This is a genomic window from Caulobacter sp. GW821-FHT10A06 (assembly GCF_059415805.1).
This window is the reverse complement of record NZ_JBWKNY010000002.1, coordinates 501262-524849: the sequence shown is the minus strand read 5'-3', so window position 1 is coordinate 524849 and position 23588 is coordinate 501262. Positions and strand designations below refer to the sequence as shown.

The window sequence follows — 23588 nt, the reverse complement described above, 5'->3', positions numbered from 1 at the left end:
GCCTCCTTAAAGGAAGCGGGCGCCCAGCCTAGCGTGCGCTCATGTCAGAACTTGTAGCTGAGACCCATCATGTAGGTCCGGCCACTTTGGGTCTGGTTGTAGAGGTAGCGGTTCTGCCCCCAGAACTGCGTGTCCTTCTGATTGGTCAGGTTGATCGCATCCAGCGACAGCTGGAGCTTGTCGGTGATGTTGTAGAAGGCCGCGGCGTCCACATAGGTGGACCCTTCAAAGCCCCGCGTGCTGGCGCTCATCGGGTCTTCGCTGCGACCCGAGTACCAGCGGTCGCGGTGGCTCATCGAACCACGCAGGCCCCAGTTGTCGGTCTCGTAGTAGAGCGTGAAGTTGTAGCTCGTCTTCGAAATGCCGGTCAGGGCGTCGTCGGCGTCGACATAGGTGTAGTTGGCCACCGCGCCCAGCTTGTCGAACGGCGCCGGCAGGAACGAGAACTCGGTCTGCGCGGCCAGTTCGACGCCGGTCAGCTTCTTCTTGCCCGCCACGTTGATGGGCATCGAGAATTCCGAGACGATGGTGTTGGCCGTCGCGCCCGGAATGGTCGTGAACGGCACGCCCGTCTGGCTGAACGGCACGTTCTCCAGGGTCAGCGAGCCGATAAAGTTGTCGATGCTCTTGTGGAACACGCTGGCCGACAGCAGGCCGACCTTGCCGAAGTAGTACTCGACCGACACGTCCAGCGTGGTGTCCTTGTAGGGCTTCAGGTTCGGGTTGCCGCGCGAGGCGGTGATCTCGCCCGAGCTGTCGTCCTTGAACGCGCTGCCCTCTGCCGCCATCGAGCCCAGGCCCGGACGGTTCAGGTTCTTCGAAGCGGCGAAGCGCACCAGCACTTCGGGCGTCAGTTCCAGCACCGCGTTCATGGCCGGCAGCACGCCGTCATAGCTGCCGCTGACGTCGGTCGTGCCCAGATAGGCGTAGCTGTCGCCCTGGATCCAGCCGGTGCTGTGGGTGTCGGTCTGATAGCCCCGCAGGCCGGCATTGCCGCGGAAGCGCATGCCGCCGATCTCGCTGTCCCAGTCCACCTGGACGTACTCCGACACGGTCTTTTCCGTGGTCGTGTAGACGTTCTCGATGTCCTGCAGCGCGCCGCCCGTGCCGTCCTTGTTCTGCTCGAAGCGGTGGTATTCCTTGTACTTGGCGAAGGCCTTGTCGTAGTCGCCGATCAGCCACGAACCGAAGCTGTTCTTGAACACCGAGGTGACGTCGCCGACCGCCGTGCCGCGCATCTTCGACCGGGTGCCGTTGACGTTGTCGTCATAGAACACGTCGCGGCCGCCCTGCACGAAGCGGTGATAGGCCACGCCGGCGCGCAGCGTCAGGACGTCATTGAGCTCATAGCGGGCGTTCAGCACGCCTTCCTTCAGCTCCGACTCGTTGTTGAAGCCGCGGTAGTAGAACGAGTCCATCGCGTAGGTGGACGCGTCGGTGGGGTTCCAGCCCGGATACTGGAAGTCCGCCGACTGGCCGTCGGCGCCGTAGTTGGCGATCAGGTTGCCCTTGGCGCGCATGTACAGCTTGTCGTCGTACGGCGTCTTGTAGGTCGACTTCTCGTAGCCGGCGTGGCCGTCGATCGTCAGGCGCTCGGACGCGTTCCACTCGCCGGTCAGGGCGATCTGGTTGAAGCGGTTCTTGTTCAGCGAGCGACGGTGCTCGCTGCCGAACGTCGTGCCGGTGACGTCGGTCATGGTGACGTAGTTGTTGGCGTCCCAGGCCAGGTTGTTGATCACCGAGCCCTTCTGGAACGCGGCCGGCCAGACGCCGCCGGCCGGGGCGTCGAACGCGATCGAGCCGTCGGAGTTCAGCGGGCGGGTGGCCAGGTGCAGTTCGTCGCGGTGGGTGGTGAACCGGCCGTGCAGAGCGTCCAGCGTGAACAGCAGGTTGTCCGTCGGCTTCCACTGCAGCGCGGTGGTGATGCCCAGACGCTCCATCTTGGCGTCCCACGAGGACAGACGGTTGCCGTCAGCGAAGATCAGGTCGCCGGACAGGAACTTGGTCTTCTGCGCGGCCGTCAGCTTCGAGATGTCGAGGCCGGCGGCGACCATCGAGGCCAGCTTGGCGGCATCGGGCTGGTCATAGTTATAGGTGTTGTGGCCCTGCTCGGTGGTCCGGCGCTTGGCGTAGGCGACCGAGACCAGCGCGCCGAACTTGTTGTCCCAGTTGTAGCTGAACAGGCCGGCGACGCGCGGCTGGGTGTCCTTGGTGTACTGGTTCGTGCCGGCCTTGATCGAGATCGCGCCCTTGGCGCCCGGCGCGTAGTCGAACGGCTTGCCGGTGAACAGGCCGACCGTGCCGGCCATGCCGCCTTCGTTCTGGGCCGCCTGGTAGGTCTTTTCGACCTCGACCTTCGAGAACAGTTCAGACGCGAAGATGTTGAAGTCGAAGGCGCGGTCGCGCGAACGCTGGCCACGGCTGTCCTGCGCCGAGTCGACATTGCCCAGCACTTCCATGCCGTTCAGCTGGACGCGGGCGAAGTCGGGACCCAGGCCTCGCAGCGAGATGCGACGGCCTTCGCCGGCTTCGCGGTTGATCTGCACGCCCGGCAGGCGCTGCAGCGACTCGGCGAGGTTCAGTTCCGGGAACTTCGCCATGTCTTCGGCGACGATCGCGTCCTTCTGGATCACCGAGTCACGCTTGATGGTGCGCGCGTCGGCCAGCGACTTGCGGTAGCCGGTGACGACCACCTCATCGACGGCGTCACTGGCGGTGGCCTGCTGTGCGAGCGCAAGCCGCGGGCTGGCGCCGGCGACCAGCGCCGCGACGGTGGCCAGCAAAAGCCTCTTGAAGTTCGGGCGCGTGGCCAGAACGGAATATTGCTTTGGCATGAGAGATCCCCTGCTCTCCAACTGGTATGGACCAGAAGGCTTAGAGCAGCTTGCAGCGACACCAGCGTGACAGTTGGCGCCCGCGACGAAATGAATTTCGCCACACAACGGCTCCTCGCAATAATCCTTGCAGGCACGGTTGCGCGACCCCGGCGCACACATAGCGGGCCGAGTGGCGTGTTGGCTAAAATCTGATACGCTTTGGACTATACCAAACTGACTTAAGTCAGGGTCGCTCGCCCTGCTGGATCCGCGCCTCGATCTGGGCCAGCACCGGACCCAGCTCGGCGACGCTGTCGACGACATAATGAGCGCCAGCCCCGCGCAGCGCCTGGGCGGCCGCCTCGATCCTGGCGGCGCGTTCGGCGGCGGGCAGGATGGCCAAAGCCGCCTGCTCCAGGCCCACGCCGTTGCCCGACGCCGACAGCCCCACCGTCCAGGCGCCGGCCTCCAGCCCCTCGCCGATGCCGACCACGGCGTCGTCGACCTTGACGCAGGCCCGCGCCGGCCAGGCGCCCAGCTCGACCAGGGCCTTCCACATCATCAGCGGCGAAGGTCGTCCCGCCGCCGTCTCGCCGGCGCAGACCACCACGTCGGGCGCGTAACCTTGGCTTTCCGCCAGCGGCAGGATGTCGACCATCATCGGCCGCGTGTAGCCGGTGGAGGAGCCGATCTTCACGCCGCGCGCCCGCAGGTCGGCGACCAGCTTGGCCGCGCCGGGGATCAGTTGGGCGCAGTCGCGGGCGGCGGCGCGCATCTTGGGCTCGACAGCGTCGTGCAGGCGGTCGACATCGGCTTCGGTCGCAACGACGCCATGGCGCGCTTCCCACAGACCCGCGATGCGCGGCTTGGCCAGCAGGGCCCGCACGTGGTCGCGCTTGGCCTTGCCCATGTCGGCGCGAGCCTCAGCCTCGGTGATCTCGATGCCGGCCTCGGCGAAGACCTCGCGCAGCGCCTTGACTGGCGCGCGGCAGCCGAAATCGATCATGGTGCCGGCCCAGTCGAAGACCACGGCCTGGATAGGGCTCTTGCTCATGCGGCGGCTCCTTAACGGGGAAGATCGTAGAGGCCGGCGATCACCTCCTCGGCCAGGCCGAAGGCGGTGGAGGCCCCCGTGCCGCCGGTCACCACGACCAGGCGCACGCGCGGCAGCGGCGCCTCGACCAGGCTGTGACCGTGGGCCGAAGCATAGGTGCCGGTCCAGCGCTCCAGCACCGGCGGCGCGGCCTGGCCGAATACCTGGGCGAACTCGTCCAGGATCAGGGCGTCGACGTCCTCGCGGGAGAACGGGTCGGGCGTGGCGGCGTAGTCGTGGCTGTCGCCGACCACCAGCGAGCCGTCGGCGCTCTGAGCCACGATCAGGTGGACGCCGTGCTCCAGGTGGGCGCCCTGCTCGGCTTCCAGACGCGCTCGCAAGGCGCCTGCCTCCGGCAGGGCGGCGTAGCCGAGGTAACGAACCAGGCCCAGGTCGGACATTACCGGCCCGGGCAACCGCCAGCCCGGCGCGGCCAGGCGCAGCATCTGCAGCTTGCAGCGCGTCACCTCGGCCCGGGCGAAGCTGTCGGGAAACAGGGTGACCAGGTCGTCGCCGGGGCAGGCCACGATGGTCTCGGCCCGCACCACTCCAGCCGAGGTCTCCAGCCGCCCGGTCTCGACGCTGTGCACGGCCACGCCGCGCAGGAAGGTCACGCCGTGGGCGGCGGCCAGCCAGGCGGCCAGGCGCGGGATGGCGGTGCGGGACTCCACCCGCAGATCGACCGAACTGGTCAGCGCGCCCAGCACCTCGCCCTGCCCCGGCAGTCGGTCGGCCAGATCCGTCGCGTCGCGCCAGGCGCAGCCTTCGGCCATCTCGGTCTCGAGGAAGGCCTGCAGCACGTCGCGGGCTTCGGGCCGGCGGGCGACCATGGTCAGGCCGCGCTGCAGCACCTCGATCCCGGCGGGACCCACGATCTCGTCCCAGACCTGCGCCGATCGCCGCGCTCGCCGCCAGACCTCGCCGCGTTCCTGGCCCGTGACCGTCACGAAGCCGAAATTGCGCACCGAGGCGCCGTTGGCCTGGGCGTCGCGATCGATGACGACCACGCGCTTGCCCAGGCGGGCGGCGGCCAGGGCGTGGGCCAGGCCCACAATGCCGGCCCCGACCACGGCGAGATCGAAGGACCGCTCCAAGGTCAGGGCTCGACCGCTTGAGCGGCGGCCGGGAACGGCGCCGCGCCCGATCGGCTCGCCGCCTTGGGTCGTTGACGCAGGAAGTAGACGCCAGCCAGCACCGTGCAGACCGCGCCGACGGCGCTGGTCGCGTAGATGCTGTTGACGAAGAAGCCCAGCCAGTCGAGGTCGACCATGGCGAAGTTGCGCCAGACCAGCAGGGCCACGCTGCCCAGATAACCCGAGGCGTCGGCGACATAGATCAAGAAGCCCGCTGTCCCGACCCGGCCGCTGAAGGCGATCATCCGGTCAAACAGCATGGCGTTGAACGGCGTGTAGGCCATGTAGAGGCCCGCGCCCGTCAGGATCATCCAGGTCAGCGGCGTCAGCAGGTGGGCCTGGAAGGCCAGGGTCGAACCGCCCAGCACCAGGAAGCCGGCCAGGATCACGCCGTGCATGACCAGCAAGGCCCGCAGGTTGTCGCGCACCAGCATCACCGCGCCCATCACGGCCAGAGAGACCACCGCCACCGGCAGCTCGCTGGCGGTGAACACGCCCGACGCCTCGCCAAAGCCCATGGCCGTCCAGATCTCGGCGGCGAAGTTGTCGCGGAAGTCACGCAGGGCCGTCAGCAGGATGTAGGCCACGACCAGCAGCGCGATGCCCGGCGCGTAGATGGCCAGGAAGGCGCGGCGCTGGGCCAGGTCCATCGGCTGGCGGCGCACGCGGGCGGCCTCGTCGGCGGCGCTGGGCGGCGGCATCTGCACCAGGGCCCAGACCGAGATCGCCAGCAGCGGCATGAAGATCGCGCCGGTCGCGGCCGGCATCCAGAACGGCGAGACGTGCAGGTCGACCATCAGCCACTTGCCGACCGACTTCACCACGCCCGACGACAGGATGAAGCTGGCGCAGAGGATGGCGCCCAGCACCTCCGAGGTGCGGCGCCCCTCCATGAAGCCGAACACCAGGCCCCAGATCATGCCCAGCGGCAGGCCGTTCAGGAACAGCGCCGCCACGTTCCACGGCGCCGGGACGACCGCGAAGGCCAGCAGCGCGACCCATGAGATCCCGATCAGGCCCAGTATGGCCGCGCCGCGATGGCGGGGCGCGATCTCGGAGATCACCTTGACCCCGATCATCTTGGACAGCGCGTAGCCGGCGACCTGGGCCAGCACCAGGGCGATCTTGTAGTCGACCGCGAAGCTCCAGCCCTCGACCGCGCCGAAGGTCGCGGCCGCGAACGGCTTGCGGAAGGCGTACATCGAGAAATAGGCGCAGAAGCCGGCCAGCCCCGCGAACAGGGTGAAAGCCAGCGGGTGGGCCCGCTCCAGCCAGCGCCGAGAACCAGTCGTCATGGGAATGCCCCTTGATGGAGCATTCTGGTCTATACCAACTGCGCGACACCTTGGTGACGGTGCGAACAGCCCCGCCGGACTCTAGCGGACGCGGATGTCGACGCTGACCGTCAGGGCGTCATGGCGCCAGTATTCACGGTCGAACTCGACCACCTCGCCTTGGGCGTCGTAGCAGGTCCGCACCAGGCTGAGCCCCGGCAGGCCCGACTTGACCCGCAGGGCCTCGGCCTCGTCGCGGGTCAGGGCGCAGGGCCGCATGTCGACCTTGTTGCGCGCGACGCCGATGCCGTAGACCGACTTCAGCACGCTGGTCAGCGAGCCGTTCAGATCGTGGTCGATCAGGCCCGGCGCGCGGGCGGCGTCGACGATGATGCTCTCGATCAGCACGGCCCGGCCATCGATCAGGCGGCGGCGGCGGATCCAGTACATCGGCGCGCCAACCGGCCGCGAGAAGATCTGGGCCAGCATGTCGTCGGCGACGATCTCGGTCTTGCTCAGCGTCTCGGTCTCGGGGCGACGCCCCTGCGCCTCGACATAGGACATGAAACCTTCCCAGCGGGTCGGATCATAGACCACCGGCGGCGGCGAGACGTACCAGCCGCTGCGATCCTTGCGGTAGATGACCCCCTCGGCCTCGAGCTGGAACAGGGCCTCGCGAACGGTGCCCCGGGCCACCCCGCCGCCGGCCTGCAGCTGACGTTCGGACGGCAGTCGCTCCCCCGGCTTGAACGCGCCGCCGGCGATGCGCGCGGCGATGTCGTCGCGCACGCCGAGATACTGAAGACTGTCGGGCTGCTGCATTGGGCGACCTGGCCAGCGGTCGAATCCCGCTTCGCGCGAGGATGGGAGGGCCTTCCCCCAGGGTCAAGGAACGAGGTCGCGGGCGCGAAGGCCCCGTTCGGCCTCATTGGCGGTGTCACGAAAGTTTCGCCGACACCCGCTTCACACTGGTCTATACCAAAATAATATCACTCGGAGTTAGGCCGATGCCGACCGACCGCCGCTCTTTCCTGCGCGCCGCCGCGACGGCCAGCGCGACCTTAGGCCTGCTGCCGGCCACCGTGGCCAAGGCCATGGCGATCCCGGCGCGCCACCGCACCGGCACGATTATGGACGTCGAGCACGTCGTGATCTTCATGCAGGAGAACCGGTCGTTCGATCACTATTTCGGCGCGCTGAACGGCGTGCGCGGCCTGGGCGACCCGCGCCCGCAGCGCCTGCCCGGCGGCGGCTCGGTCTGGCGTCAGCCTTCCAAGGAACACCCTGACGGCTTCGTCGCCCCGTTCCACGGCGACGCCTCCGTCACCAACGCCTACACCGTCGATGGCGCCGACCAGGGCCACCAGGCGGCGATCACCATCGTCAACGGCGGCCGCTACGACCAATGGGGCCACACCGGCGAGCTGCACAAGCGGATGGTCTACTACAAGGCCTCGGACCTGCCGTTCTACCACGCCCTGGCCAGCGCCTTCACGGTCTGCGACGCCTATCACTGCTCGACCCTGACCCAGACCTATCCTAACCGCCTGCACCTGTGGACCGGCTGCAACGGCGGGGGCAAGGTCGGCGGCGATCCGGAGATGAGCAACTACGGCGAGGACGAGACCCCCAGCGCCGACATGGCCGAAGACAAGGTCATGGCCAACGGGCCGCACGACTGGACGACCTATGCCGAGCGCCTGCAGGCGGCCGGGATCAGCTGGAAGGTCTACCAGGAGTACGACAATTTCGGCGACAACATCCTGTCGGTGTTCAAGAATTTCCGCCCGTGCGCCAAGGACTCCGAGCTCTATACGCGTGGCCGATCATGGGTGGGCGAAGGCAAGGCCGACCCCGATCGCAAGCGCTCAGACGGCGTGCAGTTGGTCGAAGCCTTCCGCGCCGACGTCGCCGCCGACCGCCTGCCGCAGGTGTCGTGGATCGTCACCGCCGCCGACCTGTCCGAACACCCCTCGGCCGAGCCGTCGAAGGGCGAGCACGTCTGCGCAGAGCTGATCAAGGCCCTGGTCGACCACCCCGAGGTGTTCGCCAAGACCGTCTTCATCATCAACTACGACGAGGCTGGCGGCTTCTACGACCACATGCAGCCGCCGATGCCGCCGCTGACCGCCGAACAGGGCTGGAGCTCGGTGTCGGTGGCCGGCGAGACCAAGACCTACGGCCCTGACGCCGAGGGCGCCAACAAGGGCACGCACGCCCTCGGCCTGGGCATCCGCGTACCGGCCATCGTGGTCTCGCCCTGGAGCCGGGGCGGCTTCGTCTGCTCGGAGGTGTTCGACCACACCTCGACGCTGAAGTTCCTGGAGAAGCGCTTCGGCGTCCGGGAAGAGAACATCAGCGACTGGCGCCGCGCGGTCTGCGGCGACCTGACCTCGGCCTTCGACTTCGCCACGCCGAACCAGGACTGGACCGCCCTGACCCTGCCGGCGACCGCCGACTACATGCAGCGCGTGGCCCGCTCCAAGGCTGCGCCGTCCCTGAAGATCCCGGCGAGCCAGGGCCCCTCGGCCCAGGACGGTCCACAGCGGGGCGCACGTCCCCTGCCCTACGCCCTGTCGGCCGACGCCCGGATCAGGGAAGGCGCGCTGTGGATCGACCTGGTCAATGCCGGTCGCGCCGGCGCGGTGTTCCAGGTGTTCGACAACACCGACCGCGACGCGCCCTGGCGCTTCACCCTGGCGGCTGGCCAGAAGTATGCCGCCGGGCACTGGAACAAGCCCGGCCGCGCGCCGGGCCCCTATGACCTGACCGTCCATGGCCCCAACGGCTTCTACCGTCGCTTCGCGGGCGATACGTCCAAGGCCCAGCCCATCGTGACGGTCGCCGCCGACGTCCGCTCGCGCCTGGTCGTCAGCCTATCGGGCGCAGGCTTGGCGACGCTGCGCATGGCCGAAGACTATCCGCTGGCCGAGGGGGAGGCCCGCCAGACCGTCATGCTGACGCCCAAGCGCCTGGCGCGCTCGGTCTGGGACCTGCGCGGCAGCGACCACTGGTACGACCTGACCCTGACCCTGGCCGACGATCCCTCGTTCACCCAGCGGCTGGCCGGCCACCTGGAAACCGGCCGCGCCAGCCGCACCGATCCCGGCATCGGCCGCATGCGTCTCTAAGCCCACGGATACTCGATGACTTCTCGCCCTGCGGCCGATGCTTTCGTGGCCGAACTGACCGACCTCTTCACCCGCCTGGGCGGCCTGCGCTACGGCGAGGACGTCACCCAGATGGAGCACGCGATCCAGACCGCGCACCACGCCAAGCAGGACGGCGCGCCGCCCGAACTGATCGCCGCCGCCTTGCTGCACGACGTCGGCCACATGATGCAGAAGATCGGCGAACACGCCGCCGACCTGGGCATCGACACGCGCCACGAACAGATCAGCGCCGGCTACTTGGCGCGCGCCTTCGGCCCCGAAGTCACCGAGCCGGTCCGCCTGCACGTGGCGGCCAAGCGCTACCGCGTGGCGGTCGACCCCGTCTATCACGAGCGCCTCAGCCCGGCCTCGCTGCAAAGCCTGGCCCTGCAAGGCGGCCCGATGAGCCCCGGCGAGATCGAAACCTTCCTGGCTGATCCCGCGGCGCAGGCCGCCCTGCGCCTGCGTGAGTATGACGAAGCCGGCAAGGCGCCAGAGGCCGAGGTCGCCGGTTTCGAGACCTACAACGACCTTCTCCTCGGCCTGATCCAGCGGGCGGGCAGAACCTTCTAGGGCGGCCTGAACTCCAATCTCAGCCCTACCTGACCGTCTTGTCAGGTAGCCGTCAGGCTGCGGACCCCTTGGCCTTGCTAGACCATGGCCAACCTCCCCCGCCGCAACGACGGAATTCAGTATGATCTCGCTTGTGCGGACGGCTTTGGCGCGTCCCTACACCTTCGTCGTGATGGCCGCGATGATCCTGATCGTCGGCGTGCTGGCGATCCTGCGGACGCCGACCGACATCTTCCCCAATATCCGCGTGCCTGTCGTCGCGGTGGCCTGGACTTATAACGGCCTGTCGCCGGCCGACATGTCGGGACGGATCCTAACACCCTACCAACGGACCCTGACCACCACGGTCAACGACATCGACCACATCGAGGCGACCTCACTGCAGGGCATCGGGGTGGTGAAGATCTACTTCCAGCCGGGCGCCGACGTCCGCCTGGCCAACGCCCAGATCACCGCCATCTCGCAGACCGTGCTGCGCCAGATGCCGCCGGGGATCACGCCGCCGCTCGTCCTCAACTACAACGCCTCGACCGTGCCGATCGTGCAGCTGGCCCTGGCCGGTCAGGGCCTGTCCGAGCAGCAACTGTTCGACTACGGCGTCAACTTCATCCGTACACGTCTTGTCACCGTGCCCGGCGCGGCGGTGCCGTTCCCGTTCGGCGGCAAGACGCGCCAGATCCAGGTCGACATCGACCCGCAGGCCCTGCTGTCCAAGGGCCTGTCGGCATCCGACGTCGGCGCGGCCATCGCGGCCCAGACCCAGATCACCCCGGCCGGCTTCGTCAAGATCGGCGAGTTCCAGTACAGCCTGCGCCTGAACAACGCCCCCGGCACGGTCGACGAGCTGAACGCCCTGCCGATCAAGACGGTCAACGGCGCCACCATCCGCATCGGCGACGTCGCCCACGTGCGCGACGGCTCGGCCCCGCAACAGAACGTCGTCCACGTTGATGGCCAGCGTTCAGTGCTGATGACCGTTCTGAAGTCCGGCTCGACCTCGACCATCGCCATCGTCGACGGCATCAAGAGCGCCCTGCCCGAACTGAAGGCTCAACTGCCCGCCGAGCTGACCGTCACGCCGCTGAACGACCAGTCGACCTTCGTGAAGGCCGCCGTCAATGGCGTGGTCCACGAAGGCGCCCTGGCCGCCGTGCTGACCTCGCTGATGATCCTGCTGTTCCTGGGAAGCTGGCGCTCGACGGTGATCATCGCCGTCTCGATCCCGCTGGCGGTGCTGGCGGCCATCGCGGCCCTGGCGGCGTTCGGCCAGACTCTGAACGTCATGACCCTGGGCGGCCTGGCCCTGGCCGTCGGCATCCTGGTCGACGACGCCACCGTCACCATCGAGAACATCAACTGGCATCTGGAGCACGGCAAGGACGTCAAGACGGCGATCCTGGACGGCGCGGCGCAGATCGTGACCCCGGCTTTCGTCTCGCTGCTCTGCATCTGCATCGTCTTCGTGCCGATGTTCTTCCTGCCGGGCGTGTCGGGCTTCCTGTTCGTGCCGATGGCGCTGTCGGTGGTCTTCGCGATGATCGCCTCGTTCCTGCTGTCGCGGACCCTCGTCCCGACCATGGCGGCCTATCTGCTCAAGCCCCACGTCCCGCATGACCAGGAAGCTCCGTCGAGCAACCGCCTGGTCCGCTTCCAGCGCGGCTTCGAGCGGGCCTTTTCCAAGGTGCGCGACGCCTATGCCGGTCTGCTGGGCTTTGCCCTGGACGCGCGCGGCGTGTTCGTCGCCGGGTTCCTCGGCTTTGCCTTGCTGAGCCTGCTGCTGATTCCGTTCCTGGGTCAGAACTTCTTCCCGGCCGTGGACTCCGGCTCGATCGCCCTGCACGTCCGCGCGCCGGTCGGCACGCGCATCGAGGAGTCGGCGGCCCTTTTCGACCGCATCCAGCGCCACATCCGCACGGTGATCCCGGCGGGCGAGGTCGAGACCATGGTCGACAACATTGGCCTCAGCACCAGCGGCATCAACACCGCCTACAATGCCTCGGGCACCATCGGCCCGCAGGACGGCGACATCCTGATCAGCCTGAAGAAGGGCCATCACCCGACCGAGGACTACGTCAAGACGCTGCGCGAGGAGCTGCCCAAGGCCTTCCCGAGCGCGACCTTCTCGTTCCTGCCCGCCGACGTGACCAGCCAGATCCTCAACTTCGGCAGCCCGGCCCCGATCGACATCCAGGTGTCGGGCGGCGACGCGGCCGGCAATCAGGCCTACGCCCAGAAGATCCTGCGGGCCATTCGCGGGGTGAAGGGCATCGCCGACGTCCGCATCCAGCAGCCAGCGGCCTCGCCCGAACTGCGCTTCGACGCCGACCGCACGCGGATCCACGCCCTGGGCCTGGACGAGCGCGACGTCACCGCCAGCCTGGCCGGCGCCGTGGCCGGCAGCCAACAGACCGCGCCGGTGTTCTGGCTGAACCCGCAGAACGGGGTCTCCTACCCCGTCGTGGCCCAGACGCCCGAGTACATGCTGGACAGCTTCGACAAGCTGTCGTCGATCCCGGTCACCGGCGCCCGCGCCCCGAACCAGGCGCCGCAGGTGCTGGGCGGCCTGGGCACGCTGAGCCGCGGCTCCACCGCCGCCGTGATCTCGCAGTACAACATCCAGCCGATGGTCAATGTCTATGCCGCCACCCAAGGCCGCGACCTGGGCGGCGTGGCCGCCGACATCCAGAAGGTCCTGAAAAAGCTGGAGAAGGACAAACCGGCCAAGATCAAGGTGACCTTGCGCGGCCAGTACCAGACCATGAACACCGCCTTCTCCGGCATGGGCTGGGGCCTGTTGGGCGCGGTCGTGATGATCTATCTGCTGATCGTCATCAACTTCCAGTCCTGGCTGGACCCGTTCGTGATCATCTCGGCCCTGCCCGCCGCCCTGGCCGGCATCGCCTGGATGCTGTTCGCTACCGAGACGCCGCTATCCGTCCCGGCCCTGACCGGCGCGATCATGTGCATGGGCGTGGCCACGGCCAACTCGATCCTGGTGGTCAGCTTCGCCCGCGAGCGGCTGGACGCGACCGGCGACGCGGTGCAGGCCGCGTTCGAGGCCGGGGTCACCCGCTTCCGCCCCGTGCTGATGACGGCCCTGGCCATGATCATCGGCATGGCGCCCATGGCCCTGGCCCTGGGCGAAGGCGCCGAGCAGAACGCCCCGCTGGGCCGCGCCGTGATCGGCGGCTTGATCTTCGCCACCTGCGCGTCCCTGCTGTTCGTCCCCACCATCTTCTCCATCGTCCACGGCCGCCGCCCCCACGCGGAAGCCGCCTCCCCCGAAGGCGTCGCCCATGTCTGAGTCCACGTTTCCGAAGACCGACCCCAAGCGCCTGCGTCGCCTGGCCCTCATCGGCGCCGCCGGCTTCGTCCTGATCCTGGCGGCCGGCGCGACCTCGCGGCTGATGGCCAGCCAAGACCTGAAGAAGACCAGCCAGGCCAGCGCCGTCACCACGGTCAACATCATCCAGCCCGGCGGCGGCGAGAGCGGCGAACTGGTGCTGCCCGGTCGCCTGCAGGCCTGGAACGAGGCCCCGGTCTTCGCCCGCACCGACGGCTATCTGCGCCGCTGGTACGTCGATATCGGCCAGCCGGTGACGGCGGGCCAGGTGCTGGCCGAGATCGACGCGCCCGAAGTCGACCAGCAGTTGGTCGCCGCCCGCGCCGCCCTCGCCACCGCCCAGGCCCAGCGCGACCTGGCGGCCACCAGCGCCGCCCGCTGGAAGCGCCTGGTCGCCGACAACGCCGTCTCGCAACAGGAAGCCGACGAGCGCGCCGGCGACCTGGCCGCCCGCGAGGCCATGCGCAACGAAGCCATCGCCAATGTGCGCCGCCTGGAGAGCCTGACCGCCTTCAAGCGCATCGTCGCCCCGTTTGACGGCGTGGTGACCAGCCGCGACACCGACCAGGGCGACCTGATCAGCGCCGGCGGCGGCCGCACCACGCCGCTGTTCACGGTCTCCGACACCAAGCGCCTGCGCCTCTACGTCAGCGTGCCTCAGAGCCTGGCCGGCCAGATTCGCCCGGGCATGAGCGCGACCTTCGCCACGCCCGACCTGCCGGGCCAGACCTTCAACGCCCGCCTGGTGCGCACCGCGGACGCGGTGGACGCCCAGTCGGGGTCGATGCTGATCCAGCTGGAGGTCGACAACGCCGGCGGTCGGTTGAAGCCGGGCGGCTACGCCCAGGTCAGCCTGAACCTGCAGGCGGCCAGCCCGACCTCAACGGCCTCGGTGCGGATCCCGTCCAACGCCCTGCTGTTCCGCAAGGAAGGCACGGCGGTGGCCGTGGTCGGCGGCGACAACACCGTCTCGATCCATCCGGTCAAGATCGCCCGCGACGACGGCGCCGAGCTGGAACTGGCCTCGGGCCTGGCCGCCAGCGACTGGATCGTCACCAGCCCGCCGGACGCCATCGCCACTGGCGACAAGGTCAATGCGGTGAAGACGAAAGCCAAGGGCGGCGCCAATGCAAAGGGCTAGCCTTCTGATCCTGGCCGGTCTTGGCCTAGCCGGCTGCTCGATGGCTCCGGCCTACGCTCCGCCAACGCCCGTCGCGCCGGCCGCCTTCCGCGACACTGGTCCTTGGACCCCGGCCGCGCCGATGGAAGCCCGCGACGCAACCTGGTGGGCGGTGTTCAGGGATCCGACGCTGGACGGACTGGAACGCCGGCTTGAGTCCGGCAGCGCCGACCTCGCGGCTGCCCTCGCCCGCTATGATCAAGCCCGAGCCCTATCGCGTCAGGCCTCCAGCGCGCTCTTCCCCAGCGTCGGAGCCTCGGCCAGCACAGAGCGCCAACGCACGCCGGCCAACGGCCGCTTCGACACCACGACCCTGGCGGCCAGCGCCGCCTATGAAGTCGATCTGTGGGGCCGAGTGCGCAACCTGGTCGCGGCCGGCAAGGCGGACGCCCAGGCCAGCGCCGCCGACCTGGCCGGGGTGCGCTTGAGCTTGCAAGCGCAGCTGGCGGACAGCTACTTCGCGCTCCGTGGAGCCGACGCCCAGATCGCGGTGCTGGGCTCGACGGTCGAGGCTTATCGCCAGGCCCTGGACCTGACCAACCGTCGCCAGGCCGGCGGCGCGGCCAGCGGGCTCGACACCGGCCGGGCCCAGACCCAGCTGGCGGCGACCCAGGCCCAGTACGAGCAGGCTGTCGCCAACCGCGCTCTGCTGGAACACGCCATCGCCGTTCTGGTCGGCGAGCCGGCCTCGACCTTCAGCCTGGCTTCGACGTCAGGCCTGAGCGACGCCCCGGTGACCCCGGTCGGCGCGCCCTCGACCCTGCTGCAGCGCCGCCCCGACGTCGCCGCCGCCGAGCGCCGGATGGCCGCCGCCAACGCCCGCATCGGCGTGGCCCGCGCCGCCTGGTTCCCGAGCGTGACCCTGGCGGCCGCCGGCGGTTACCAGTCCAATGGCGGCGAGCTGCTGACCGCCGCAAACCACGTCTGGGCGCTTGGCCCGCTGGCTGCCGCCCTGCCGCTGTTTGACGGCGGCGCGCGCAAGGCCGAGGTCGCCCGCAGCCGCGCGGTCTTCGACGAGACCGCCGCCGGCTACCGCCAGACCGTGCTCGACGCTTTCCGCGAGGTCGAGGACCAGATGGTGCTGGCCAATCGCCTGGCCGCCGCCCAAGGCCGCCAGGACGAAGCGGTCGACGCGGCCGTCCGCACGACGGCGCTGGCCACCACCCGCTATCGTGAAGGCGCGGCCAGCTATCTGGACGTCGTCACGGCGCAGACGGCGGAACTTCAGGCGCGGCGCGATGCGTTGGACCTGCGGACGCGTCGCCTGTCGGCCAGCGTCGACCTGATCCGAGCGCTAGGCGGCGGCTGGAGCGCCAGCTAGGCGTCGACGACTTCTCGCTCAGGCGGCGGAAGGACAACCGAACCTCCGGGCTCGCCTTCCGTCGCCGTCGGCTCCGCACGCGGCAGCAAGAACCCGATCAGCACCTCGCCGCCCTCGCAGCGCGCGAAGACCGAGCCGCCGTGCATGATGACGATGGCCTTGACCACCGCCAGGCCCAGGCCGTGGACCTCGCCGCTGTGCTCGCGGGCGCGGTCCATGCGGTAGAAGCGGTCGAACAGCCGCGCCAGATGAGGCTCGGGGATCGGGCCGCCCTTGTTGCGCACCGACAGGCACACAGCCTTATCCTGGGGCTCGATCGTGACCCGCACGGTCTTGCAGTCAACGCCGTGACGAATGGCGTTGTCGAGCAGGTTGGTGACCGCCCGGCCCATCAGCGAGGCGTCGGCGGTGACGGTGGCGTCGCCCCGAACCTCGAGCCTCACCTCGGCGTCCTCGAACAGGACGTCCAGGAAGTCGGCGGTCTTGTGCGTCAGGGCCGCCAGCGACAACGGCGCCAGGTTGGCCGCGAGAGCCCCCTGATCGGCGCGAGCCATGAACAGCATGTCGTTGATGATCGTGCGCAGCCGCTCCAGCTCTTCCAGGTTGGAGTGCAGCGTGTCCTCCAGCTCGTCGGCGTCGCGGGTGCGCGACAAGGCGACCTGGGTCTGACCGATCAGGTTGCCCAGCGGCGTGCGCAGCTCGTGGGCGACATCGGCGTTGAAGGCCGCCAGCCGCTCATAGGCCGCCTGCAACCGGTCCAGTGCGCCGTTGAAGGCGCTCATCAGCCCGACCAGTTCGGCCGGCAGGTCCTGGGTCGGCATGCGCAGACTGAGGTCAGCGGGGTTCAGCGCCCCGGCGCGCTGCGACAGGCGGTCGACGGGGGCCAAGCCCCGGCGCGCGATCCACCAGCCCAGCAAGCTGACCAGCGCCGTGATCAGCACCGACATGCCCAGGGCCCCGACGCCCAGCACGTAGCGCGAAGCGTCGAACGGGGCGGTGTCGGCGGCGATCACCAGGCGCACGTCGGGACGGCGGCCGAAGGCGGGCGCCGTGCGCGACAGGGTCATGAACCGCTTGCCGTCGGCGTGGATGACCCCGAAGCCGTTGCGGGCCGGTTCCAGCGCCGTCCCCGGCATGAACTGGAAGCGCGGATCGGCGCTCTCGATGCGGTAGCGGATGGACCCGTCGGCCGGGGTGAACGACTTCAGCTTGTCGGTCATCAGCGGCCAGCGGGTCGGGTCCTCTAGCTTGCGGATCATCGCCATGATGATCTCGGAGCGGGCGTTAAGCTCCTCGGCCTGGTGGCGTTTCAGCTCCAGGCTCTGGAAGCTGAACAGGGTCACGCCAGCCAGGATCGACACCGCGCCGGTGGCGATGGCGAACATCAGGGCCAGGCGGCCGGCGATGGATTTGGGGGCGGCGATCATGTCGAACTCCCCTCGGGGCGATGCTCCAGGACGTAGCCCATGCCGCGCACGGTATGCAGCAGCTTGGTCTCGAACATCCCGTCGATCTTGGCCCGCAGGCGCTTGATCGCGACCTCGACCACATTGGTGTTGGTGTCGAAATTGATGTCCCAGACGAGCTCGGTGATGATGGTCTTGGAGACGATCTGCGACTGGCGGCGGCCCAGCACGACCAGCAGGGCGAACTCCTTGGCCGTCAGGTTCAGGCGCTTGCCGGCTCGGGTGGCGCGGCGGGCCATCAGGTCCAGGTGCAGGTCGCCGACCGTGATGGTCGTCGACTCGCTGCGCCCCCGGCGGGTGATGGCCTGCAGCCGGGCCAGGAGCTCCAGGAACGAGAACGGCTTGACCAGATAGTCGTCGGCGCCCGCGCCCAGACCCTTCAGGCGATCTTCGACGCTGTCGCGGGCGGTCAGCATGATCACCGGCGTCTGACGCGTCTGACGCAGTTGCCCCAGCACCTCGACCCCATCCAGGCCTGGCAGCATGCCGTCCAGCACCACGGCGTCGTAGTCCAGGGTCTGGGCCAGATGCAGGCCGTCCTCGCCATTGCTGGCGAAATCCACCGCGTAGCCCTGCTCCGTCAGCCCCTTGCGCAGGTAGGCGACGGTCTTGGGTTCGTCCTCGACGATCAGGATCTTCATAGAGCGAGGCGTCTCACGACCAGCAGCCCGGAACGCAGGCGCGCTCCAGGCCGGCAAGATAGAGCGTCCTTGCGCCCGTCGCCATGGGGGTGGGGGGGGTGATGGACAGGCGGCGGGGCAAGGACAAAGGCATCCTGCTGCCCCTGCCCGGTCATCACGCTGACCGCCGGATGACATTTCTGACCCGAAACGCAAGGCCCGGCGCGAGGCTACCCGCCCGGGTGCAGCCCCGGCGCTTCCTGACCCGTGCGGGCGACATATTCGGTGTAGCCGCCGCCATATTGGTGGACGCCCTCGGGCGTCAGTTCCAGCACGCGGTTCGACAGAGCGCCCAGGAAGTGGCGATCGTGCGAAACGAACAGCATGGTGCCTTCGAAGTCCGCCAGGGCCGCGACCAACATCTCTTTCGTCGCCATGTCCAAGTGGTTGGTCGGTTCGTCCAGCACCAGGAGATTGGGCGGATCGAACAGCATCTTGGCCATGACCAGACGCGCCTTCTCGCCGCCCGACAGCACACGGCAGGGCTTTTCGACGTCGTCGCCCGAGAAGCCGAAGCACCCCGCCAGGGTGCGCAGTGCGCCCTGCCCGGCTTGTGGGAACGAGCGCTCCAGGGACTCGAAGATCGTCTCTTCGCCCTCCAGCAGGTCCATCGAGTGCTGGGCGAAGTAGCCCATCTTGACGCTGGCCCCGATGTGGACTGCGCCCTGGTCGGGCTTGGTGTCGCCAGCCACCAGCTTCAGCAGGGTCGACTTGCCGGCGCCGTTCGCGCCCAGGACGCACCAGCGCTCCTTGCGGCGGACCAGGAAATCCAGGCCGTCATAGATCGGCTTGTCGCCATAGCCCTTGTGAACGCCCCGCAGGCTGATCACGTCCTCGCCCGAACGCGCCGGGGTCTGGAACTCGAACTGAACCGCCTGGCGGCGGCGCGGGGCCTCGACGCGGTCGATCTTGTCGAGCTTCTTGACCCGGCTCTGCACCTGGGCGGCGTGCGAGGCGCGCGCCTTGAACTTCTCGATGAACTTGATTTCCTTGGCCAGCATCGCCTGCTGGCGCTCGTACTGCGCCTGGCGTTGCGCCTCGCCCAACGCGCGCTGCTGGTCGTAGAAGTCCAGGTCGCCCGAATAGGTGATCAACTGGCCGCCGTCGATCTCGACCACCTTGCCGATGATGCGGTTCATGAAGGCGCGGTCGTGCGACGTCATCAGCAGGGCGCCGTCGTAGTTCTTGAGGAACGCCTCCAGCCAGATAAGGCTTTCCAGGTCCAAGTGGTTGGAGGGTTCGTCCAGCAGCATGCCGTCGGGCCGCATCAGCAGGATGCGGGCCAGGGCCACGCGCATCTTCCAGCCGCCGGACAGCTGGCCGACGTCGCCGTCCATGCGTTCCTGGCTGAAACTCAGGCCCGCCAGAACCTCGCGCGCCCGCGCTTCCAGCGCATAGCCGTCCAACTCCTGAAAGCGCTCTAGCACCTCGCCATAGCGCTCCATGATGGCGTCGAGTTGATCCGCCTTGTCCGGATCCACCATGTCGGCCTCGAGCGTGGCCATCTCGGCGGCCAGCGCGCTGACGGGGCCGACGCCATCCATCACCGCGGCGACCGCGCTCTGGCCAGACATCTCGCCGACGTCCTGGCTGAAATAGCCGATCTTCATGCCGGGATCGATCACGACCAGCCCGTCGTCGGGCTGCTCCTGGCCGGTGATCATGCGAAACAGGGTCGTCTTGCCGGCGCCGTTCGGGCCGACCAGCCCGGCCTTCTCGCCCTTCTGGACGCCCATCGAGGCGTCGATGAACAGGAGCTGGTGGCCGTTCTGCTTGGAGATATTGTCGAGGCGGATCATGGGCGGTCTGCTATCGCGGGTCGCAGCAGAACGCCAGCCTTAGAGCGATATCAATTCCAGACGCGCCAACCGCGCCTGGATCCGCTCCCAGGTCTTGAGCTTGATGGGCTCGCCCTTGCGCAGCTTGGTCCAGGTCGTCTCGCTGATCCCGTAGACGTCGGTCAGATGCTCGCGCGTGACCGCCGGCAAGGCGGTCTTGAGCGCGTTGAACCGCTCGTGGCTGATGGTGATGGTCTGAACCACGCCGCACTCCAAGGGTCAGGAAATAAGGCGCGGCCGGCGCTCAAAGGGGGGAAGGCGCCGGCCGCTGACGATCGCCGGGGAAGTGGGGCGATCGTTACTCGCGCGCCGCCGAGGCGGGCTTACGGTAATCCAGGGCCGGCGGGCGATCGCCCAGCATGGCCTTGTAGGCGAAGTTGGGCCCACGGCGCTGGTCCAGCTCGGCCTTGGCCTTCTTGACGACGTCGGGGTTGGAGAACAGGTCCGCGCCGGTCAGGGCCAGGGTCTTAGCGGCGTTGACCGCGCCCTTGACGCCGATCGACGAGCCGGCGGCGGCCACGTTCTGCCAGCTGTGGCCGGCCGAGCCCGGCACGAAGGTCGCGGTGCCCAGGCCCACGGTCGGGGTGACCCAGCTGATGTCCGACACGTCGGTCGAACCACCGCCGCCTTCCAGCTCGACCTTGTAGGGTTCGATGGTCTTGACGCTATCGATCGACGGCGCACTGGGGAAGCTGGTCTGGATCTTCTTGGCGAAGGCGATCTCTTCCGGCGTCCAGGTGATGCCGCCGACCTTGCGCAGGTTGGCGTCCATCACGCGGCCCAGTGTGTCGTTGGGCAGCAGGGCGTAGACGCCGCCGGTGATTTCCTTGTCGACCGTCGTGCCGGTGGCCAGGGCCGCGCCGTCGGCGGCCTTCTCGACCCGCGACCAGACGTCCTTGACCACGGCCGGATCCGGATGGCGGACATAGTAATAGACCTCAGCGAAGTCGGGCACGACGTTGGGCGCAGTGCCGCCGGCGGTGATCACGTAGTGGATGCGCGTCTTGTCCGGGGTGTGCTCGCGCAGGAAGTTGGTGGCGACGTCCATGACCTCGACGCCGTCCAGCGCCGAGCGGCCTTTTTCCGGCGCGCCGGCGGCGTGGGCCGAGACGCCATGGAAGCGGAACTTGCCGCTGATATTGGCCATCGACACGCCCTGGACGGCCGAGTTTTCGTTGGCCGGATGCCAGTGCAGCGTGGCGTCGACGTCGTTGAACAGGCCGTCGCGGACCAGATAGACCTTGCCCGAGCCGCCTTCCTCGGCGGGCGTGCCGAACACGCGCAGCTCGCCCTTGATGTTGTTCTTGACCATCCAGTCCTTGATGGCGACAGCCGCGCCCACCGAGGCGGCGCCAAACAGGTTGTGACCGCAGCCGTGGCCGGCGACCTGGCCGGGGATGCCGGTCTTCACCGGCTCGGCCGTCTGGGCCAGGCCCGGCAGGGCGTCGAACTCGGCGAGGATGGCGATGACCGGGCCCGCGCCGTTCTTGAAGCTGGCCACGAAGGCGGTCGGCTCACCGGCGACGCCGGCCTTCACGTCAAAGCCGGCGGTCTTCAGCTGGCCCTGCAGCAAGGTCGAGCTCTTCACTTCCTGATAGCCGACCTCGGCGAAGCCCCAGATCTTCAGCGCGGCGTCCTGGATCTGTGGGGCGTCGGCGTCGACGGCCTTGAGGATCTGGGCGCGGGCGGCCTCGGTGAGCGGCGCGGCGTGGGCCTGGGTCGCGAGCACGCCCGTCGCCATGCTGGCGGACAGGAGGGCGAGCTTCAGAGCGGAAAGCTTCATGGAACGGTTTCCCCGGTGGCGAAGACGACGCCGAACGGGCGCCCATCTGTATGACGTAGGGCGACGGCCCCACCTCACCTGGGGTGGAAAATTTTATTCGGCCGCGCCGCGCGTCGAGTGGGGACGCACCAATTCAACCCGCTTGTCATCGGCGTGGCCGACATCGGCCAGGCCATAGGTCTTCAGCGCGGCGACGAAGGCGTCGATCTGGCCGGTCCTGAAGACGCCGCTGACCGGCGTAGCGCCCAGGGCCGGATCCGACAGCGACAGCTTGCGGTCGGAGAAGCGGTTCATCTCGGCGACGACGGCCGACAGCGGCTCGCCGTCAAAGACCAGCCGGCCCTTCAGCCAGGCGGATTCCTTGGCGGTGTCGACGGTCGTGATCGCCCAGTCGGCGGGTTCCGCGGCCACGAAGCGCGAGCCGGCCGACATCTCGACACGGCGCTCACCCTGGGGTGCATCGGCGGCGATGCGCACGCGGCCCTCGACCAGAGTCACCGACAGCTTGCCCGGATCCATGCGCACGTCGAAGGCCGTGCCGATGGCCGTGACGCGCTTGTCGCCCGCCGCGACCACGAAGGGGCGCGAGGCGTCCTTGGCGACCTGGAAGAAGGCCTGGCCGCGCACAAGCGTCAGCCGGCGCTCTTGCCCCCAATGGTTCACCCGCACGGCGGAGTCGGTGCTGAGCGTCACGACCGAGTTGTCTGCCAGGCGGAAAGTCGTGTGCTCGCCCACGGCGGTGCTGAACACCGGCTCTTCGGCGGGCAGGACGGGCGAAGCGTCGCCACCCAGCCAGCGCTTGCCGGCGATCGCGCCGCCCACCGCGGCGACCAGGCCGGCGGCCGCCAGGCCCAGGGTGCGGCGGTTCAGGTGCGGGCGCTTGTCGCCGGCGCCCAGCGCATCAGCGCGCAAGGCCGCAAAGGCCGGGTCATCCTCAAGCGCGGCGACGCCGTTCCAGGTGCTGTTGAGATCTTCCCACGCAGAGGCGTTCCGGGCGTCGGCCTTCAGCCAGCGCTCGAACTCTCGCCGATCACGCGGCGGCACGTCATCACCTTGCAGTCGCGCGAACCACTGGGCAGCCGCGCTATCCGGGTCGTCGTGTATCTCTTTGCCCGACGTGGTCGACGTCATCCTGGTCTCGCAGACGTGCGTGCAGGTGACGCAGCGCCTTCATCACATGTTTCTCGACAGCGCTGACGGAGACCCCCAGGCGCTGGGCGACGAGCTTGTAGCTCATCTCCTCGAAGCGCACGAGAATGAAAACCCGTCGCGTGCGTTCCGGCAGCTCGTTGAGGGCCGCCATGGCGCGCGCCATCTGCTCACGTCCCTGTAAGACGCGTTCGGGCGATACTTCATCAACAGGATGATGAATTTCTTGCAGTTCGCAGTGATCGGAACGTCGGCGGGTTTTATCGCGACGCCCGCGATCGATCAGAACATTGGCGGCGACCTCGAACAGGTAGCCCTCGACATTGTTCACGACCGCGTCCGGCTGGCGCTTCTGGATCCGGAGCAGAACCTCCTGCACCAGGTCCTCGACGTCATTGGCGTGCGCGCGGCGGGAAAAGAAGGCCCGCAAGGCCGGCGTGAAGCGTGCGCCGCTGTCCGACAGGTCACGAACCTGCTCGGAAGACTTGGCGGGCTTGCGACCCCAGATCATTGTTTACGCCCCGACATGACAGTCAGGTGAAATCGCTTTCTCGCCCCCGTCAAGGGACGCTGCGGAGGTGGGGGTGCGGCGACGCAACCCATGGCCGGTTGCCTAATGCCTATGCAACACGCGATCTTAGGGCGTCAGGACACGCTGCGAAGCATGGCGGCCGACGAAATAAAGGCATGGTGCGCGCCCTCGACGGCGTGACGTTCCAGGCCGCCAGGGGAGATCGGGATTCGTTGTTGTTCAGGCCCAGAGGCTCGGAAGCGTCCAGGAGACGCG

General features: G+C 68.4%; 17 protein-coding genes. 5 read left to right on the top strand and 12 right to left on the bottom strand.

The window, feature by feature from the left end; translation table 11 throughout:
- Positions 1 to 44: 44 nt before the first annotated feature.
- The 5 genes from AC07NF_RS06255 to AC07NF_RS06235 all read right to left on the bottom strand — a co-directional run bounded on the left by AC07NF_RS06255 (position 45) and on the right by AC07NF_RS06235 (position 7138).
- Positions 45 to 2834, bottom strand: a complete 2790-nt coding sequence (locus tag AC07NF_RS06255) for a TonB-dependent receptor (RefSeq protein WP_494628093.1) — start codon at positions 2832 to 2834, stop codon at positions 45 to 47.
- 226 nt (positions 2835 to 3060) lie between these two features.
- The gene (phnX, locus tag AC07NF_RS06250; protein ID WP_494628094.1) at positions 3061 to 3870 is read right to left on the bottom strand and encodes a phosphonoacetaldehyde hydrolase; all 810 of its coding nucleotides are present in this window, start codon (positions 3868 to 3870) and stop codon (positions 3061 to 3063) included.
- Between the two features lie 11 nt (positions 3871 to 3881).
- On the bottom strand, positions 3882 to 5003 hold the full coding sequence (locus AC07NF_RS06245) for a TIGR03364 family FAD-dependent oxidoreductase (RefSeq protein WP_494628096.1): 1122 nt from the start codon (positions 5001 to 5003) through the stop codon (positions 3882 to 3884).
- 2 nt (positions 5004 to 5005) lie between these two features.
- Positions 5006 to 6337 carry a DUF5690 family protein gene (locus AC07NF_RS06240; protein WP_494628098.1) on the bottom strand — a complete coding sequence of 444 codons (1332 nt, stop codon included), beginning with the start codon at positions 6335 to 6337 and terminating at the stop codon, positions 5006 to 5008.
- An 81-nt stretch (positions 6338 to 6418) separates the two neighbouring features.
- Positions 6419 to 7138, bottom strand: coding sequence for a UTRA domain-containing protein (locus tag AC07NF_RS06235; protein ID WP_492810349.1), 720 nt, complete (start codon positions 7136 to 7138; stop codon positions 6419 to 6421).
- A gap of 185 nt (positions 7139 to 7323) precedes the next feature.
- Between AC07NF_RS06235 and AC07NF_RS06230 the strand changes: the two genes are divergently transcribed.
- From AC07NF_RS06230 to AC07NF_RS06210, 5 genes are all read left to right on the top strand, one after another.
- Positions 7324 to 9447, top strand: a complete 2124-nt coding sequence (locus AC07NF_RS06230; RefSeq protein ID WP_494628100.1) for a phosphocholine-specific phospholipase C — start codon at positions 7324 to 7326, stop codon at positions 9445 to 9447.
- A 15-nt stretch (positions 9448 to 9462) separates the two neighbouring features.
- Positions 9463 to 10041, top strand: a complete 579-nt coding sequence (locus AC07NF_RS06225) for an HD domain-containing protein (RefSeq protein ID WP_494628102.1) — start codon at positions 9463 to 9465, stop codon at positions 10039 to 10041.
- 121 nt (positions 10042 to 10162) lie between these two features.
- Complete coding sequence (locus tag AC07NF_RS06220) at positions 10163 to 13345, top strand: efflux RND transporter permease subunit (protein ID WP_494628104.1); 3183 nt, start codon at positions 10163 to 10165, stop codon at positions 13343 to 13345.
- On the top strand, positions 13338 to 14525 hold the full coding sequence (locus tag AC07NF_RS06215; RefSeq protein WP_494628106.1) for an efflux RND transporter periplasmic adaptor subunit: 1188 nt from the start codon (positions 13338 to 13340) through the stop codon (positions 14523 to 14525). Before AC07NF_RS06220 ends, AC07NF_RS06215 begins: the two co-directional genes overlap by 8 nt.
- Positions 14512 to 15885 (top strand): efflux transporter outer membrane subunit, encoded by a 1374-nt coding sequence (locus AC07NF_RS06210; RefSeq protein ID WP_494628108.1) that lies wholly within the window; start codon positions 14512 to 14514, stop codon positions 15883 to 15885. Before AC07NF_RS06215 ends, AC07NF_RS06210 begins: the two co-directional genes overlap by 14 nt.
- On the opposite strand, the gene AC07NF_RS06205 is transcribed toward AC07NF_RS06210, so the two are convergent.
- From AC07NF_RS06205 to AC07NF_RS06175, 7 genes are all read right to left on the bottom strand, one after another.
- Positions 15882 to 17312 (bottom strand): heavy metal sensor histidine kinase, encoded by a 1431-nt coding sequence (locus tag AC07NF_RS06205; RefSeq protein ID WP_494628110.1) that lies wholly within the window; start codon positions 17310 to 17312, stop codon positions 15882 to 15884. The two genes, AC07NF_RS06210 and AC07NF_RS06205, sit on opposite strands and share 4 nt — an antisense overlap.
- Positions 17309 to 17992 (bottom strand): heavy metal response regulator transcription factor, encoded by a 684-nt coding sequence (locus tag AC07NF_RS06200; RefSeq protein ID WP_252631712.1) that lies wholly within the window; start codon positions 17990 to 17992, stop codon positions 17309 to 17311. The genes AC07NF_RS06205 and AC07NF_RS06200 overlap by 4 nt, the downstream gene beginning before the upstream one ends.
- 209 nt (positions 17993 to 18201) lie before the next feature.
- Positions 18202 to 19830, bottom strand: coding sequence for an ABC-F family ATP-binding cassette domain-containing protein (locus AC07NF_RS06195; RefSeq protein ID WP_492810338.1), 1629 nt, complete (start codon positions 19828 to 19830; stop codon positions 18202 to 18204).
- A 39-nt stretch (positions 19831 to 19869) separates the two neighbouring features.
- Entirely contained in the window at positions 19870 to 20073 is a 204-nt protein-coding gene (locus AC07NF_RS06190) for a hypothetical protein (protein ID WP_492810336.1), read from the bottom strand.
- Positions 20074 to 20167: 94 nt separating this feature from the next.
- Entirely contained in the window at positions 20168 to 21652 is a 1485-nt protein-coding gene (locus tag AC07NF_RS06185) for an amidohydrolase (RefSeq protein WP_492810335.1), read from the bottom strand.
- 93 nt (positions 21653 to 21745) lie between these two features.
- Positions 21746 to 22783 carry a FecR family protein gene (locus AC07NF_RS06180; protein WP_494628113.1) on the bottom strand — a complete coding sequence of 346 codons (1038 nt, stop codon included), beginning with the start codon at positions 22781 to 22783 and terminating at the stop codon, positions 21746 to 21748.
- On the bottom strand, positions 22737 to 23312 hold the full coding sequence (locus AC07NF_RS06175; RefSeq protein WP_492810331.1) for an RNA polymerase sigma factor: 576 nt from the start codon (positions 23310 to 23312) through the stop codon (positions 22737 to 22739). Before AC07NF_RS06175 ends, AC07NF_RS06180 begins: the two co-directional genes overlap by 47 nt.
- Positions 23313 to 23588: the final 276 nt, after the last annotated feature.

Excerpts from the sequence above, each read along its gene's own strand:
- AC07NF_RS06255 (WP_494628093.1), bottom strand. The coding sequence starts at position 2,834 with ATGCCAAAGCAATATTCCGTTCTGGCCACGCGCCCGAACTTCAAGAGG.
- phnX (WP_494628094.1), bottom strand. The coding sequence starts at position 3,870 with ATGAGCAAGAGCCCTATCCAGGCCGTGGTCTTCGACTGGGCCGGCACC.
- AC07NF_RS06240 (WP_494628098.1), bottom strand. The coding sequence starts at position 6,337 with ATGACGACTGGTTCTCGGCGCTGGCTGGAGCGGGCCCACCCGCTGGCT.
- AC07NF_RS06235 (WP_492810349.1), bottom strand. The coding sequence starts at position 7,138 with ATGCAGCAGCCCGACAGTCTTCAGTATCTCGGCGTGCGCGACGACATC.
- AC07NF_RS06230 (WP_494628100.1), top strand. The coding sequence starts at position 7,324 with ATGCCGACCGACCGCCGCTCTTTCCTGCGCGCCGCCGCGACGGCCAGC.
- AC07NF_RS06225 (WP_494628102.1), top strand. The coding sequence starts at position 9,463 with ATGACTTCTCGCCCTGCGGCCGATGCTTTCGTGGCCGAACTGACCGAC.
- AC07NF_RS06220 (WP_494628104.1), top strand. The coding sequence starts at position 10,163 with ATGATCTCGCTTGTGCGGACGGCTTTGGCGCGTCCCTACACCTTCGTC.
- AC07NF_RS06215 (WP_494628106.1), top strand. The coding sequence starts at position 13,338 with ATGTCTGAGTCCACGTTTCCGAAGACCGACCCCAAGCGCCTGCGTCGC.
- AC07NF_RS06210 (WP_494628108.1), top strand. The coding sequence starts at position 14,512 with ATGCAAAGGGCTAGCCTTCTGATCCTGGCCGGTCTTGGCCTAGCCGGC.
- AC07NF_RS06205 (WP_494628110.1), bottom strand. The coding sequence starts at position 17,312 with ATGATCGCCGCCCCCAAATCCATCGCCGGCCGCCTGGCCCTGATGTTC.
- AC07NF_RS06200 (WP_252631712.1), bottom strand. The coding sequence starts at position 17,992 with ATGAAGATCCTGATCGTCGAGGACGAACCCAAGACCGTCGCCTACCTG.
- AC07NF_RS06195 (WP_492810338.1), bottom strand. The coding sequence starts at position 19,830 with ATGATCCGCCTCGACAATATCTCCAAGCAGAACGGCCACCAGCTCCTG.
- AC07NF_RS06185 (WP_492810335.1), bottom strand. The coding sequence starts at position 21,652 with ATGAAGCTTTCCGCTCTGAAGCTCGCCCTCCTGTCCGCCAGCATGGCG.
- AC07NF_RS06180 (WP_494628113.1), bottom strand. The coding sequence starts at position 22,783 with ATGACGTCGACCACGTCGGGCAAAGAGATACACGACGACCCGGATAGC.
- AC07NF_RS06175 (WP_492810331.1), bottom strand. The coding sequence starts at position 23,312 with ATGATCTGGGGTCGCAAGCCCGCCAAGTCTTCCGAGCAGGTTCGTGAC.